At 67.7% G+C, this 12,699-nt stretch carries 14 protein-coding genes; 8 read left to right on the top strand and 6 right to left on the bottom strand.

Going from position 1 to position 12,699, the window contains the following annotated elements; genetic code table 11:
- The first annotated feature begins 5 nt into the window (after nucleotides 1-5).
- From AC1ECW_RS11655 to pelG, 5 genes are read left to right on the top strand one after another with little or no spacing between them, the layout of a single operon-like run.
- Nucleotides 6-575 (top strand): penicillin-binding protein activator LpoB, encoded by a 570-nt coding sequence (locus AC1ECW_RS11655; protein WP_409704976.1) that lies wholly within the window; start codon nucleotides 6-8, stop codon nucleotides 573-575.
- The gene (locus tag AC1ECW_RS11650) at nucleotides 572-1,990 is read left to right on the top strand and encodes a hypothetical protein (protein WP_481201886.1); all 1,419 of its coding nucleotides are present in this window, start codon (nucleotides 572-574) and stop codon (nucleotides 1,988-1,990) included. The genes AC1ECW_RS11655 and AC1ECW_RS11650 overlap by 4 nt, the downstream gene beginning before the upstream one ends.
- 6 nt (nucleotides 1,991-1,996) lie before the next feature.
- On the top strand, nucleotides 1,997-3,109 hold the full coding sequence (locus tag AC1ECW_RS11645) for a tetratricopeptide repeat protein (RefSeq protein WP_481201885.1): 1,113 nt from the start codon (nucleotides 1,997-1,999) through the stop codon (nucleotides 3,107-3,109).
- On the top strand, nucleotides 3,106-4,731 hold the full coding sequence (pelF, locus tag AC1ECW_RS11640; protein WP_481201884.1) for a GT4 family glycosyltransferase PelF: 1,626 nt from the start codon (nucleotides 3,106-3,108) through the stop codon (nucleotides 4,729-4,731). Before AC1ECW_RS11645 ends, pelF begins: the two co-directional genes overlap by 4 nt.
- The gene (gene pelG / locus AC1ECW_RS11635; RefSeq protein WP_409704968.1) at nucleotides 4,731-6,101 is read left to right on the top strand and encodes an exopolysaccharide Pel transporter PelG; all 1,371 of its coding nucleotides are present in this window, start codon (nucleotides 4,731-4,733) and stop codon (nucleotides 6,099-6,101) included. The genes pelF and pelG overlap by 1 nt, the downstream gene beginning before the upstream one ends.
- Nucleotides 6,102-6,109: 8 nt before the next feature.
- Here pelG and pobA read toward each other — a convergent pair whose 3' ends face one another.
- Entirely contained in the window at nucleotides 6,110-7,288 is a 1,179-nt protein-coding gene (gene pobA / locus AC1ECW_RS11630; protein ID WP_409704966.1) for a 4-hydroxybenzoate 3-monooxygenase, read from the bottom strand.
- 124 nt (nucleotides 7,289-7,412) lie between these two features.
- On the opposite strand from pobA, the gene AC1ECW_RS11625 reads away from it, so the two are divergent.
- Complete coding sequence (locus tag AC1ECW_RS11625; protein WP_409704964.1) at nucleotides 7,413-8,351, top strand: helix-turn-helix domain-containing protein; 939 nt, start codon at nucleotides 7,413-7,415, stop codon at nucleotides 8,349-8,351.
- On the opposite strand, the gene AC1ECW_RS11620 is transcribed toward AC1ECW_RS11625, so the two are convergent.
- From AC1ECW_RS11620 to AC1ECW_RS11605, 4 genes are read right to left on the bottom strand one after another with little or no spacing between them, the layout of a single operon-like run.
- Complete coding sequence (locus AC1ECW_RS11620; protein WP_409704962.1) at nucleotides 8,314-8,907, bottom strand: DUF4136 domain-containing protein; 594 nt, start codon at nucleotides 8,905-8,907, stop codon at nucleotides 8,314-8,316. The two genes, AC1ECW_RS11625 and AC1ECW_RS11620, sit on opposite strands and share 38 nt — an antisense overlap.
- A 32-nt stretch (nucleotides 8,908-8,939) precedes the next feature.
- Entirely contained in the window at nucleotides 8,940-9,857 is a 918-nt protein-coding gene (ttcA, locus tag AC1ECW_RS11615) for a tRNA 2-thiocytidine(32) synthetase TtcA (protein ID WP_409704960.1), read from the bottom strand.
- Nucleotides 9,854-10,252 (bottom strand): dihydroneopterin aldolase, encoded by a 399-nt coding sequence (locus AC1ECW_RS11610; protein WP_409660100.1) that lies wholly within the window; start codon nucleotides 10,250-10,252, stop codon nucleotides 9,854-9,856. Before AC1ECW_RS11610 ends, ttcA begins: the two co-directional genes overlap by 4 nt.
- Nucleotide 10,253: 1 nt before the next feature.
- Nucleotides 10,254-11,078, bottom strand: coding sequence for an SDR family oxidoreductase (locus AC1ECW_RS11605; protein ID WP_481201883.1), 825 nt, complete (start codon nucleotides 11,076-11,078; stop codon nucleotides 10,254-10,256).
- A 23-nt stretch (nucleotides 11,079-11,101) separates the two neighbouring features.
- On the opposite strand from AC1ECW_RS11605, the gene AC1ECW_RS11600 reads away from it, so the two are divergent.
- Together AC1ECW_RS11600 and AC1ECW_RS11595 are read left to right on the top strand one after the other, a co-directional pair.
- The gene (locus AC1ECW_RS11600) at nucleotides 11,102-12,220 is read left to right on the top strand and encodes a class I SAM-dependent methyltransferase (protein WP_481201882.1); all 1,119 of its coding nucleotides are present in this window, start codon (nucleotides 11,102-11,104) and stop codon (nucleotides 12,218-12,220) included.
- An 8-nt stretch (nucleotides 12,221-12,228) separates the two neighbouring features.
- Nucleotides 12,229-12,423: a DUF2905 domain-containing protein gene (locus AC1ECW_RS11595; RefSeq protein WP_409709879.1), complete on the top strand. Its 195-nt coding sequence runs from the start codon at nucleotides 12,229-12,231 to the stop codon at nucleotides 12,421-12,423.
- A gap of 44 nt (nucleotides 12,424-12,467) precedes the next feature.
- Here the strand turns inward: AC1ECW_RS11595 and AC1ECW_RS11590 are convergent, their stop codons facing one another.
- A complete protein-coding gene (locus tag AC1ECW_RS11590) occupies nucleotides 12,468-12,683 on the bottom strand; it encodes a hypothetical protein (RefSeq protein ID WP_409709882.1) in 216 nt (71 codons plus the stop codon).
- Nucleotides 12,684-12,699: the final 16 nt, after the last annotated feature.

The raw sequence follows: 12,699 nt of genomic DNA, 5'->3' as shown, positions 1-12,699 counted from the left end.
CGCCCATGAAATACGCAATGACGACGCGCCGCTGGTGGACCGTTTGCTCGACGGTCTTGATGAGTCTGATCCTGAGCGCTTGTGCCGTCCAGGCCCTGCCGCCACGGGCCATCGTGATCGGCGCGCACGAAACCTTGGCCGTGCTGCCGTTGCACAACGCCACTGAAGCGGCCTATGCCGATCGGCGCGCCCAAGCGATCTTGCTGGCCCTGCTCCAACAGCGCGGCTTGAAAGCCACGCTCTATCCCCAACCGGCCCCCGACAATCCGCTGCACATCAGCACCGTACCGAGTGCGTCCGAGGCCATGCAGTGGGCGCGGCGTGAAGGCGCCACCTGGGCCCTGACCGGCACCGTCACCGAATGGCGCTACAAAAGCGGCGTGGACGGCGAGCCTGCCGTGGGCGTGACGCTGCAACTGATCGAGGTGCGCAGCGGTGAGGTGGTCTGGTCGGCCACCGGCGCGCGCACCGGTTGGGGCTACCAAGCCTTGGCCGCCGTGGGGCAGGCACAGATCGATGAGCTGCTGCGCGGCGTGCAAGTGCGTGCCGCGCCTGCCGCCGAGGGCCGCCGTTGATGCTGTCCCCAAAGGCCCGCCGCCGTCTGCGCCGCCGCTCCTGGCTGAACCGGGTGTGGCGGCCGCGCGCGGCCACCGCGACGTGGTGGGCTTGGACCGAAAGCTTCTTGCTGCCGCTGATCGCGCTGTGGGTGGCCTGGCGCATGAATCCGGCCGACCCGCTGGCCCTGCACAGCGCTTTTCCCTGGGTGTGGTTCGGCGCCTGGTTGGCCGCGGTGCGCTATGGCGCAGGCTACGGACTGGCCGGTGCGGCCCTGTATGCCATCGTGTGGTGGTGGCACCACGCAGCGCCGATCGCCGGTGCGGCGCCGTTCGCAGCCAGCGGCGATCACTTCCCCAGTGAATACTTTCTCGGAGGCACCTTGATGACCCTGGTGCTTGGCGAGTTTGGTTCAGCCTACCGGCGCAGCGAGCGGCTGCACCGCGAGACCGCACAGGATCTGAGCGTGCGCCTGGAGCGCACCAAGCGTCGGCTGTTCATCGTCAAAGAAGCGCTGGCCACACTGGAACAAGAACTGGTGGACCGCCCCTTGACGCTGCGCGACGCCTTGCTGGACTTTCGGCAGCTGTGCGCACAATGGCAGCGCACCCACCCCGAAACCGAAAGCGCCGAACGGCCGCGCTTGCCGCAAGCCCTCGGATTTCTGCAGCTGCTCAGTCAGTCGTGCCGGGTCATGGAGTCGGCCATTTTCGTGCGCGATCCCATGCAGCGCAGCGGTTGGCACCGGGTCGCTTTGCTCGGTCACGAACTGCCGGATCTGGACGACACCCATCCCTTGATCGCCACCGTGCTCGACAACGGTCATGCGGCGCACATCGCCCAAGAAGCGCTGGCCGAGGTGGACACCAGCGACTGGGTGTACGCCGCGGTGCTGCGCAGCGACGAGCAAGGCCAGGTGCAGGCCCTGCTGGCCGCCCACACCATGCCATTCATGGCCTTCGAGCACACCAATTTGCAGCGCCTTCAAGTGCTGGTCGATGCCTATCGCGACTTCGTCGAACGCGAGCAAGGCGTGGGCGTGCAACGCGAAACCTGGCCCGACGCGCCCATCGAGTTGCAGCAGGAATGGACGGCGCTGATCCGCCTGAGCCGGCGCGCGCAGCTGCACAGCCATGCGGTGCTGTGGGCGCTGCCGCGGCCTTTGTCGGCCGAAGCACGCGCCCGCATGGAGCAGGCGCAGCCGGTGGAAAGCGAAAGCTGGCAACTGACATCGCCCTCGGGCCGCTTGGCCTGGGTGACGGTGCTGCCGCTGAGCAGCGCCGCCACACTCAACGCCTATTTGCAGCAAGCCGGCGAGGTCGTGCAAGCTGCAGCCCAAAGCCAGATCGAGCCGGTGGTCTACAACATCGAAGCCGCCCACAGCTTCGCGCAGCTGCGCGATGCGGTCAGGCTCCACTTGCACGGATTGGGTTGAACCGCCATGGACATGACCAGTCTGAGCAAACTGGCCAGCGGCGCCGTGGCGCTGGAAGCGGGGGCGTTGGCCCTGCTGTGGAGCCCCGACCCGGCGACGTACCTGGCCTTCTGGGCCGGCCATGCCGTGGCCGCAGCGCCCACCGCCGCGCTCGGCTGGAAGCTGCTGCCCGCGCCTTTACAACGGCCCCGGCGCTGGTCGCTGGCTTTGACCTATACCGTGGCCTTGATGATGCCCGTGCTTGGGGTCTTGGGCGTGGTGCTGGCCGCCTGGTTGGCCCACGCCTTGCCCGCGCGCGTGCGCCGCCGCGACCATCTGCGCGAAGCCCCCTCGCTGGAGGTCTTTGCCGTCAGCCTGGACATCGAGAATGCCCCCGACGAGCTGCCGGCCGGTCAAGTCGCCCGCATGGCACGCGACCCGGCTCGCGCGCGCGCGCAGCGCATCCGCGCTGTGCTGGCGCTGCGCGAGATGGCCCCGCGCGTGGCGGTGCCCACTTTGCGCGCACTGCTGGCCGACCCTGACGAGGAAATCCGCCTGCTGGCCTACAGCATTGTCGAGGTCTGGGAGCGCGAGCTCACCGCCAAACTGCAAAGCGCCCAGCGTGAGTTGCAGACCCTGCGCGCCCAAGGCGCCCATGGCCCGGTGCTCGCCCGTGCGGCGCAGCAGGTGGCCGAGCTGCAACTCGAGTTCGTCTACCAGGGGCTGGCACAAGGCGATTTGCGCGACTTCACGATGGATCAAGCCAAGACCTATTGCCGCATCGCACTGGAAGCCGCCCCCGAAGAACCCAGCCTGCTCATGATGCACCTGCGGCTGAGCCTGGCCCAAGGCGCGCACCGCGAGGCGCGCGAGATGCTGCTGCGGCTGCGCGCCACCGACGCCAGCCCGACCATGTGGCGGCCCTATGCCGCGGAACTGGCCTGGCAAGAACGGCGCTACCACGACGTGCGCGAGGTGTTGCGCCCGATGCACGCCGACCAGGTGGCCCCCCGGCTGCGCCCGGTGGTGCGGGTGTGGTCCCGTTCCGACGGTGGACAACCCAGCGTCTCGCGGCCCGCCCCCTTGACCGATGCGAGCCCTGCGCAGCCGCTCAGCGACATCACCGAGGCCCTCGTATGAGCCGCCCCCCCGTCGATCGCGTGCCTGCGCCGGATGAGCGCATCGACGTGATGCTGCTGCTGGAAGGCACCTACCCTTATGTGTCCGGTGGCGTGTCCAGCTGGGTGCATCAGATCGTCAGTGGATTTGCCGATCGGCGCTTTCACATCGTGTTCATCGGATCGCGCCCTGAAGATTACGGTGCGCCGCGCTACCAGATGCCCGCCAACGTGGTGGGCTTGACCCACCACTACCTCTTTGCCGAATCGGCACTGCCGGCGCCCAAGGAATGGCGTGGCCAGCGCCGCACGGCCGAGGTCGTCGAGCGGCTGCATGAGGAGCTGCGCCGCAAGCAAGATGCCAGTGCGCGCACCGAGCTGCTGGCGCGCAGCCTCAAGCTCATGCGCGAAGACATGACACTGTCGTACCTCCTGCACTCGCACGAGGCCTGGCGGTACTTGACCGAACAGTACCAGCTGCGCTGCACCGATCCGTCCTTCGTCGATTACTTCTGGACGGTGCGCACCATGCACACCCCGCTGTGGACCTTGGCCGATTTGGCCGAGCGACTGCCGCCGGCGCAGGTCTATCACACGGTGTCCACCGGCTACGCCGGCTATCTGGGCGCCGTGCTGGCGCGTCGCCACAACCGACCGCTGGTGTTGTCCGAGCACGGCATCTACACCAAAGAGCGACGCATCGATCTGTTTTCTGCGCAATGGATCAGCGACAACCTGCCAGTGCTCGAACGCAGCGCAGGACAAACCGGCTACTTCCGCGAGCTTTGGATCCGCATGTTCGAGTCGCTGGGCCAGATGTGCTATGACGCGGCCGATCCGGTCATCGCTTTGTATGAGGCCAACCGCCAGCGACAAGTCGCCGATGGAGCCGACCCCCGCACCACCTGCAACATCGCCAATGGCATCAATGTCGGTCCGTTCGCGGCCACCCGCGCGCAACGGCCGGACACGCCGCCGCCGGTGATGTGCCTGATCGGCCGTGTCGTGCCGATCAAGGATGTCAAAACCTTCATCCGCGCCGTGCGCGTGGCCAGCAACCGCGTGCCCGGGCTGCAAGGCTGGATCGCCGGCCCCGAAGACGAGAATCCCGATTACGCCCGCGAGTGCCGTGAACTGGTGCGCAGCCTCGAGCTGGAAGACAAGGTGAAGTTTCTCGGCTTTCAAAAGCTGGTGGAGCTGATGCCCCGCATCGGGCTGGTGGTGCTGTCGTCGATCAGTGAAGCCCTGCCGCTGGTGTTGTTGGAAGGCTATGCCGCCGGCGTGCCGGCCGTCACCACCGACGTGGGTTCGTGCCGACAGTTGATCTATGGACTGGGCGCGGAGGACCAAGCCCTGGGAGCCGCCGGCGAAGTGGTCGGCATCGCCGATGCACAAGCGCTGGGCATGGCATGCGCACGGCTGCTCGGCGACCCCGCCAGCTACCGCAAAGCGCAGGCCGCCGGCATTGCGCGGGTGGAGCGCTACTACACCCAACCACTGATGTTCGACAAGTACCGCCTGGTCTACGAAGACGCCCTGGCGCGCAGCCGCTGCCGCGCACAAGGGCAGGCCGACACCGTGGGTCGGGTGGCGGCCATCTTGCGCGGTGACGCCCCCTGGCCGGGGCAAGAAGGAGCCGCCTGATGGCCGGCATCGGCTTCGAACTGCGCAAGCTGCTGCGCACCGAGTCTTACCTCGGGCTGCTGAGGGCCTACACCTACGCCTCCATCATCAGCTCCGGGCCCTGGGTGTTTTCCATCGTCGGCCTCATCGCCATCGGCGTGTTGTCGCTGGGCACGGTCTATCCCGACGCCTTGATCGTGCAGTTCCAGGTGACGGTCACCTACCTCATCATGGGCTCACTCGTCTTCACCGGCGGGCTGCAACTGGCCTTCACCCGCTGGGTGGCCGATCGCTTGTTCGAAAAACGGCCCGAGGTCGTCGTGCCCAACTTCCTGGGCGTCACCTTGGTGACCACGGCGCTCAGCGGCACCCTGGCCTGGGGCGTGGCGTGGTTCGGCTTTCGCGAGGCCAGCCATCTGTATCGCGTGTTGCTGGTCAGCGGTTTTGCGCTGCTCAACAACATCTGGGTGGCCACGGTCTTGCTCTCGGGTTTGAAGCAGTACCGCTCGATTCTGTGGCTGTACGGCGGTGGCTACGGCTTGTCGGTCGGCTTGGCCTGGGCCCTGCGCCCGCTGGGCATGGAAGGCCTGTTCGCCGGCTTTCTGGGCGGGCAGTTCGCGCTGTGGTTCGGCATGGTGGCGCTGATCCTGCGCAATTTCCCGCTGCGCGAGCCGATGTCGCTGGCGTGCTTGGGCCGGCGTCAGATGTACCCCGAGCTGCTCCTGGCCGGTCTGTTCTACAACCTGGGCGTGTGGATCGACAAGCTGGTGTTTTGGTGGTCCGAGCCGACGTCTCAGCACATCATCGGCTGGTTGCGCGCTTCGGTGATCTACGACTTGCCGGTGTTCCTCGCGTACTTGTGCGTGATCCCCGGCATGGGCATCTTCCTGGTCAAATTCGAGACCGACTTCGTGGAGTGGTACGACAAGTTCTACAACGCCGTGCGCGAGGGCGGCTCCCTGCACGACATCGCCCACTACCACGATCGGATGCAAGAGACCGTGCGCGAAGGCTTGTACCAGATCATGAAGGTACAGACGATCACCTTGCTGGCCGTCTACACCTTCGTGCCGTCGCTGTTCGATTGGATCGGCATCAGCGATTTGTACATCCCGCTGTTCCTCGTCCAGGCAGCCGCTGCCAGCTTCCAGGTCATGCTGCTGGCCGTGCTCAACGTGCTGTACTACCTCGACAGACGCCGCGAAGTGGTCGCCGTCACGGCGAGCTTGACCGTGCTCAACCTCGTGCTGTCGCGTTGGTCGATCGAACTGGGGGCCGAGTTCTTCGGCTACGGGCTGGCGCTGGCGCTGCTGGGCGCACTGCTTTTGGGTCTGAGTTTGGTGCAGCGGCTGTTCCGCAAGCTGGAGTACCAGACCTTCATGCTGCAATGATGCAGCGCTCAGCCCTCCAGCGGCAGTCCGACGTAGTTCTCGGCCAGGGCGGTGGATGCCGCGCGTGAGCCCACGAGGTAGTCGAGTTCGGCTTCCTGGATCTTGCGGCCGAAGTCACCGTTGTCGGGAAAATGGTGCAGCAGGCTCGTCATGTACCAGGAGAAGCGCTCGGCCTTCCACACGCGGCGCAGGCATTTGTCGGAGTAGTGGTCGATGCCGGCGCGGCTGCGCTCCTGGTAGTACTCGATGAAGGCCCGCGAGAGGTAGCCCACGTCGGAGGCGGCCAGGTTCAGGCCCTTGGCCCCGGTGGGCGGCACGATGTGGGCCGCATCGCCGGCCAGGAACAGGCGGCCGAAGCGCATGGGCTCGGCCACAAAGCTGCGCAGCGGGGCGATGCTCTTCTCGATCGAAGGGCCGGTGACCAGCGACTGCGCAGCTTGCGGGTCCAGCCGGCGGCGCAGCTCGTCCCAGAAGCGCTCGTCGCTCCAGTCCTCGACCTTCTCGCCCAGCGGCACCTGCACGTAGTGGCGGCTGCGCGTGGGGCTGCGCATGCTGCACAGCGCAAAGCCGCGTTCGTGGTGGGTGTAGATCAGTTCGTCACTGACCGGCGGGGTGTCCGACAGGATGCCCAGCCAGCCGAAGGGGTAGACACGCTCGAACGTCTGGATCGCGCCCTTGGGCACGCTGGCGCGGCTTGCGCCATGGTAGCCGTCGCAGCCGGCGATGAAGTCGCACTCGATCTCGTGCGTGGCGCCGTCCTTTTCGTAGCGCACACGCGGATGCTCGGTGTCGAAGTCGTGCAGGCTGACGTTGGCGGCCTCGTACACCGTGGTCAGGCCCTCGGCACGGCGGGCGTCCATCAGGTCGCGGGTGATCTCGGTCTGGCCATAGACCCTCACCGACTTGCCGCCGGTCAAGCCGGTGAGGTCGATGCGATGGCGTGCACCCTTGAAGCTGAGCTCGATGCCGTGGTGCACCAGGCCTTCGCGGTGCATGCGCTGCCCCACCCCGGCCTGGTCCAGCAGGTCCTGGGTGACCTGCTCGATGATGCCAGCGCGGATGCGGCCGAGCACGTAGTCGGGGCTGCGCTGCTCCAGGATGACGGCGTCGATGCCGGCCCGGTACAGCAACTGGCCCAGCAGCAGGCCCGAGGGGCCGGCGCCGATGATGGCAACTTGCACGCGCATGGCAGCTCTCCTGGCAGGTCGAGGCGGGTTGATTTGTCTCAAGCTTAGTGAGGCCTTGCCGGGGGTGAAATGGACGGGGCGGACAATCACTTGCACAATCCGAACATCCTCGCCCGCTCCAAACATGGCCACCCGGGTTCCCACCTACGCGCTCTACGGCGAGCACGACCAGCCCCTGATCCCCGAGAGCCTGCATGTCGAGTCGATCGCCGAGCGCAGCCGGCTCTACGACTGGGAGATCCGGCCTCATCGGCATGATCTTTTCGCACAGATCCTGAGCCTGCGCACCGGGCGGGGCGAGGTGGTGTTCGACGACGAGCGGCGGCCCTATGTGGCGCCGTGCGTGGTTTTTGTGCCGGCACTGACGGTGCACGGCTTTCGTTTCTCGAGCGACACCGACGGTGTCATCGTGACCGTGGTGGCCCAGCGCCTGCAGGCCCTGCTGCAGGCCGAGCCGGCTCTGGAGGCGCGGCTGGCGCGTGCGCAGTGCCTCAGTTTCGAGCCGCAGGCCCCGACCTTCGTGGCGCTGGACGAGGCGGTGCGCACGCTGACCGCCGAGGCCCAGGGGCACGCCCCCTGGCGCATGACGGCCCTCACGGCCGCGCTGGGCATGGTGCTGGTGCGCCTGGGCCGGGCCCTGGAGGCCGCCGGCGCACACGGTGCCCAGCCGCCCTCGCGCAGCCTGCAGCATGTGCAGCGCTTCCGTGCGCTGGTGGAACAGCACTACCGGGCGCAGCACCCCTTGTCGTTCTATGCCGAGCAACTGGGCATCACCACCACCCAGCTCAACCGCGTATGCCGCGAGGTGCTGCGCACCTCGGCCCTGGGCGCCTTGCACGAGCGGCTGCTGCTGGAGGCCAAGCGCGACCTCGCCTACACGCAGCTCAGCGTGAAGGAGATCGCTTGGACCCTGGGTTTTGCCGATGCGGCGTATTTCACGCGCTTTTTCACGCAACACACCGGCTGGCCGCCGCGGCGCTTCCGCGAACTGGCCCGGCACCAGCTCGCGGGCCGGGAGTCCCGACTCAGCGGGGAATCTCGACCCGCACGCGGCGCGGACTGATCGCCGGCTGCGGGAAGTCCTTCATCGCGGCCTCGAAGAGCGTGCCCCGCACCGCCTCGTCGGCCCAGCGGCCATCGTGGCGGGCGCTGGTCTCGTACAGCACCCGCTGCGTGCGCGCGTCGCGGATCAGCACCGAAACGTCCTGCACGTAGTAGGGCTGCGGGGCGTAGAAGCTCAGGCCCAGGCTGGCACCCCGGTAGTAACGCCCGCCGTAGAACAAGCCCGTGTTCCAGCCCCAGGGATAGGGGTCGTCCCAGGGCGCCCGGTCATAGCGGGTCAGACGGCTGGCCACCTGGATCACATACTCCGGCGTCGTGCCGGGCGCAGCCAGCGTGAAACCTGCCTTTTGCAGCGCCGGCAACGCGGCGGCCTCCACGGCATCCTGCCGGGCAGCCTGGGCCTGCTGGGAGGGCAGGCGCTCGAAGTGGAAGCGGCCGGGAGCCTGGCCGGAGGGCCACTGCGAGTGGCTGTTCACGTCGCTTTCGATCAGACGCATGCCGGCGCAGCCGCTCAAGAGCAGCAACGCGGCCATCGCCCACCCTGTCATCCAACGCATCGGTCGTCTCCCTGCCGCCGGCAGCGGGCGGCTCAACGGTCCAACTGCAAACTCACCACCGCAGCGGACGGCGCAGCGCAGTCCTCATCCTCGTCGAAGGCCTTGTCGCCCCCGGCGTCGGCCACGCCGGTGGGTTGGAGGCTGGCAAAGGGATAGAGGTTCCGGTCCATCAGGTGCGAGGGCACGACCGTCTGTAACGCCGAGAACATGTTCTCGATGCGGCCGGGGTACTTCTTCTGCCATTCGCGCAGCATCGCGCCCACCTGCTTGCGCTGCAGGTTCTCCTGGCTGCCGCACAGGTCGCAGGGAATGATCGGGAACTGGCGGTGCTCGGCCCAGGCGGCCAGGTCGTGCTCGGGCACGTAGGCCAGCGGGCGGATCACGATGTGCTTGCCGTCGTCGCTCACCAGCTTGGGCGGCATGCCCTTGAGCTTGCCGCCGAAAAACATGTTGAGGAAGAAGGTCTGCAGCATGTCGTCGCGGTGGTGGCCCAGGGCGATCTTGGTGGCCCCCAGCTCGCCCGCCACGCGGTAGAGGATGCCGCGGCGCAGGCGTGAGCACAGGCTGCAGGTGGTCTTGCCCTCGGGGATGAGGCGCTTGACGATGGAGTAGGTGTCCTGCTCCTCGATGTGGAAGTCCACGCCGCGGCTCTTCAGGTACTCGGGCAACACATGCGCCGGAAAGCCTGGCTGTTTCTGGTCGAGGTTGACGGCCACCAGGTCGAAGTGCACCGGGGCGCGCTGCCTCAAGTTGATCAGGATGTCGAGCAGGGCATGGCTGTCCTTGCCGCCGGACATGCACACCATGACCTTGTCGCCGGGCTCGATCATGTTGAAGTCAGCGATCGCCTGGCCCACCAGGCGGTGCAGGCGCTTGCTGAGCTTGTTGGCCTCGAAGGCGCGCTTGTCGGCCGTCTTGCCGCCGTGGCGCTCGTCCAGCACGGTGCTCATGCCATCTCCTTCACCCGGAACACCTCCACCCCCACGGCATCGCAATCCGGATAGACATCGGGTTTCTCGGTCGACACCCGCGCGGCCTTGACCTGGGGGTGGGCCATCATCAGTTCGATCACGTCGTCGCACAAGGTTTCCTGCAGGTGGATGTGTCCTTGTGCGACCCGCTTGGCGATCGTGCGGCGGATGAAATCATAGTCGACCACCTCCTCCAGCCGGTCGGCCTTGGGCGTGGTGGTCGACAGCGGAACGTACAGCTCCACATTGATCAACACCCGCTGCTCGCCGCGCTTTTCGAAGTCGTGCACGCCGATGTTGATCCAGACCTCGTAGTTGCGCAGGAAGAGCCGGCGGCAGTCCATCAGGCTCGGATGGTTCAGCAGGGATTGCATGTCATTCCTTGGGGAAGGCCTGGCCCTGGCGCGCGATGAACATCACGTCGCGCGGCTGGGCGCTCAGGTGCTGGCCGCCGTCGACCAGCAAGGTGGTGCCCGTGATCGCCGGCGACTGCAGCACGAAGCGCACGGCCTGGGCGATGTCCTCGGGGGTGGACGAGCGCTGCAGCGGCGTCATGCGGAACGAGGCGGCAAACTCGGCGTCGTTCATCGGGCCCGAGGGCAGGGTCACGCCCGGGGCCACGCCCACCACACGCACCGCAGGCGCCAGGGCCTGGGCGAGCAGCGTGGTGGCCGACTCGAGCGCCGCCTTGGACAGCGTGTAGGCGAAGTAGTCGGGGTTGGGGTTCCACAGCTTCTGGTCGAGCAGGTTGACCACGCAGCCGCGCCGGCCGCCAGCGCCCAGGTGTCGCGCCAGCGCCTGGGCCAGCACCACCGGAGCAGCGGTGTTGACACGCCAGTGGCGCTCCATCGAGGCAAAGCCGGTGCTCAGCGCGTCGTCGTACTCGAAGAGCGAGGCGTTGTTGACCACCGCGTCGAGCCGCCCGAGCGCGGCCACCGCCTGCGGCACCAGGGCCCGGCAGGCGGCCTCGTCGGCCAGGTCCGCGGCCAGCACGGCCACGCGCGCACCGGCGCCGCGGCACTGGGCGGCCGCCCGCTCGGCGTCGGACGCTGAAGTGCGGTGATGCAGCGCAATGTCCCAGCCCTGCGCCGCCAGATCACTGGCGATCGCCCGGCCCAGGCGCCGCGCCGCGCCGGTGATCAGGACCACGGGACGCGAGGCATCGGCAGGGGACTTCGGGGGCTTTGGAGAAGCGGACATGGACGGCTACCTACAATGCCGCGATGCAGACCAACGAACCCGTCAGTGTAGCGGCCGCCCTGTCCGAGCGCCTGCGCCAGGCCATCGCGACCGACGGGGGCTGGTGGAGCTTCGACCGTTTCATGGCCGCGGCCCTGTACACCCCGGGGCTGGGCTACTACGCGAACGGCCGCCGCACCTTCGGGCTCCTGCCGGGCAGCGGCAGCGACTTCGTCACCGCCCCCGAGCTGACCCCGCTGTTCGGCCAGACCCTGGCCCGGCAGTTGCGCCAGGCCCTGGTGGCCAGCGGCACCGCCGAGATCTGGGAGTTCGGCGCCGGCTCGGGCGCCCTGGCCAGCCAGATTCTGGGGGCCCTGGGGCCGGCGGTCTCGGCCTACCACATCGTCGATCTCTCGGGGGCCTTGCGTGAGCGCCAGCGCGCGCGCCTGGCGGCCGAGCAGCCCGCGCACCTGGCGCGTGTGCATTGGCACGACCGCCTGCCCGAGGCCATGCGCGGGGTGGTGGTGGGCAACGAGGTGCTCGATGCCATGCCGGTGCAGTTGCTGCACTTTGACGGGCAGCAGTGGCTGGAGCGTGGCGTGGGCGTGGACGGCACACGTTTCGTCTGGCGCGACCGGCCCACCGCGCTGCGCCCGCCGGTGCAAGCCGCCTTCGTGCCCGGCACCGTCACCGAGATCCACCCCCAGGCCGAGGCCTTCGTGCGCACGCTTTCGGCCCACCTGACGCGCGGCGTGGTGTTCCTGATCGACTACGGCTTTCCCGAGGATGAGTACTACCTGCCGCAGCGCCATGGCGGCACGCTGATGTGCCATCGTGCCCACCGCGCCGACCCCGACCCCCTGGTGGACGTGGGCGAGAAGGACATCACCGCTCACGTGAATTTCACCGGCATCGCACTGGCCGGCCAGGAGGCCGGGATGGATGTGCTGGGCTACACCTCCCAGGGCCACTTCCTGCTCAATTGCGGCCTGCTGGAGTTGTTGCCAGCAGGCGATCCGCGGGCCGCCGCCGCCGTGCAGAAGCTCGTCAACGAGCACGAGATGGGCGAGCTGTTCAAGGTGATCGCGTTCGCGCGCGGCTTCGACCTGCGGCACTTCGAGCCCATCGGCTTTGCCCACGGCGACCGCAGCCACCGGCTCTGAGGTCTGCGATGCTGCGCTGGCTGCTGGTCATCCTCCTGGCGCTGATCGTCTTCAACGGTTTGAGCGCCTGGCTGCACCGCATCGGCCTGGGCCGTCTGCCCGGCGACTTCCACTTCAAGCTCGGGGGCCGGCAATGGCACCTGCCCCTGGCCAGCGCGGTGCTGCTGAGCTTCCTGGCGATGCTGATCGGGAAGTTCGTCTAAGGCCTTCGGCTGCGGCCTGTCCTTGGCCTGCCGGGGCAGAACGGTCAGGCAAACCAGATATTCCACAGGCCCACGAGCACGTGGCCCCAGATGAGGACGTTCACGCCGAACAGCGCGAAGGTGCGGGTGTAGGCCCACAAGGCAGCGGCCCGGCGGGCCAGGATCTCGTTGCCGGTGACGGCGTACAGGAGCATGAACAGGGCCGACGGGACGAGGGTGCCGACGATGAGCACACCCATCACCCAGTAGAAGACGGTCATGGCGCAGAAGGATCTC

The sequence above is a fragment of the Caldimonas hydrothermalis genome (assembly GCF_056746695.1).
Note: the sequence above shows the minus strand (reverse complement) of the source record. Positions and strands in the feature narration are given on the sequence as shown.

What these genes read in the sequence shown, in the direction of transcription:
- AC1ECW_RS11605 (WP_481201883.1), bottom strand. Translation starts at nt 11,078, where the DNA reads ATGTCCGCTTCTCCAAAGCCCCCGAAGTCCCCTGCCGATGCCTCGCGT.
- pelF (WP_481201884.1), top strand. Translation starts at nt 3,106, where the DNA reads ATGAGCCGCCCCCCCGTCGATCGCGTGCCTGCGCCGGATGAGCGCATC.
- AC1ECW_RS11610 (WP_409660100.1), bottom strand. Translation starts at nt 10,252, where the DNA reads ATGCAATCCCTGCTGAACCATCCGAGCCTGATGGACTGCCGCCGGCTC.
- AC1ECW_RS11600 (WP_481201882.1), top strand. Translation starts at nt 11,102, where the DNA reads ATGCAGACCAACGAACCCGTCAGTGTAGCGGCCGCCCTGTCCGAGCGC.
- pobA (WP_409704966.1), bottom strand. Translation starts at nt 7,288, where the DNA reads ATGCGCGTGCAAGTTGCCATCATCGGCGCCGGCCCCTCGGGCCTGCTG.
- AC1ECW_RS11595 (WP_409709879.1), top strand. Translation starts at nt 12,229, where the DNA reads ATGCTGCGCTGGCTGCTGGTCATCCTCCTGGCGCTGATCGTCTTCAAC.
- AC1ECW_RS11655 (WP_409704976.1), top strand. Translation starts at nt 6, where the DNA reads ATGAAATACGCAATGACGACGCGCCGCTGGTGGACCGTTTGCTCGACG.
- AC1ECW_RS11590 (WP_409709882.1), bottom strand. Translation starts at nt 12,683, where the DNA reads ATGACCGTCTTCTACTGGGTGATGGGTGTGCTCATCGTCGGCACCCTC.
- AC1ECW_RS11620 (WP_409704962.1), bottom strand. Translation starts at nt 8,907, where the DNA reads ATGCGTTGGATGACAGGGTGGGCGATGGCCGCGTTGCTGCTCTTGAGC.
- AC1ECW_RS11645 (WP_481201885.1), top strand. Translation starts at nt 1,997, where the DNA reads ATGGACATGACCAGTCTGAGCAAACTGGCCAGCGGCGCCGTGGCGCTG.
- AC1ECW_RS11625 (WP_409704964.1), top strand. Translation starts at nt 7,413, where the DNA reads ATGGCCACCCGGGTTCCCACCTACGCGCTCTACGGCGAGCACGACCAG.
- pelG (WP_409704968.1), top strand. Translation starts at nt 4,731, where the DNA reads ATGGCCGGCATCGGCTTCGAACTGCGCAAGCTGCTGCGCACCGAGTCT.
- ttcA (WP_409704960.1), bottom strand. Translation starts at nt 9,857, where the DNA reads ATGAGCACCGTGCTGGACGAGCGCCACGGCGGCAAGACGGCCGACAAG.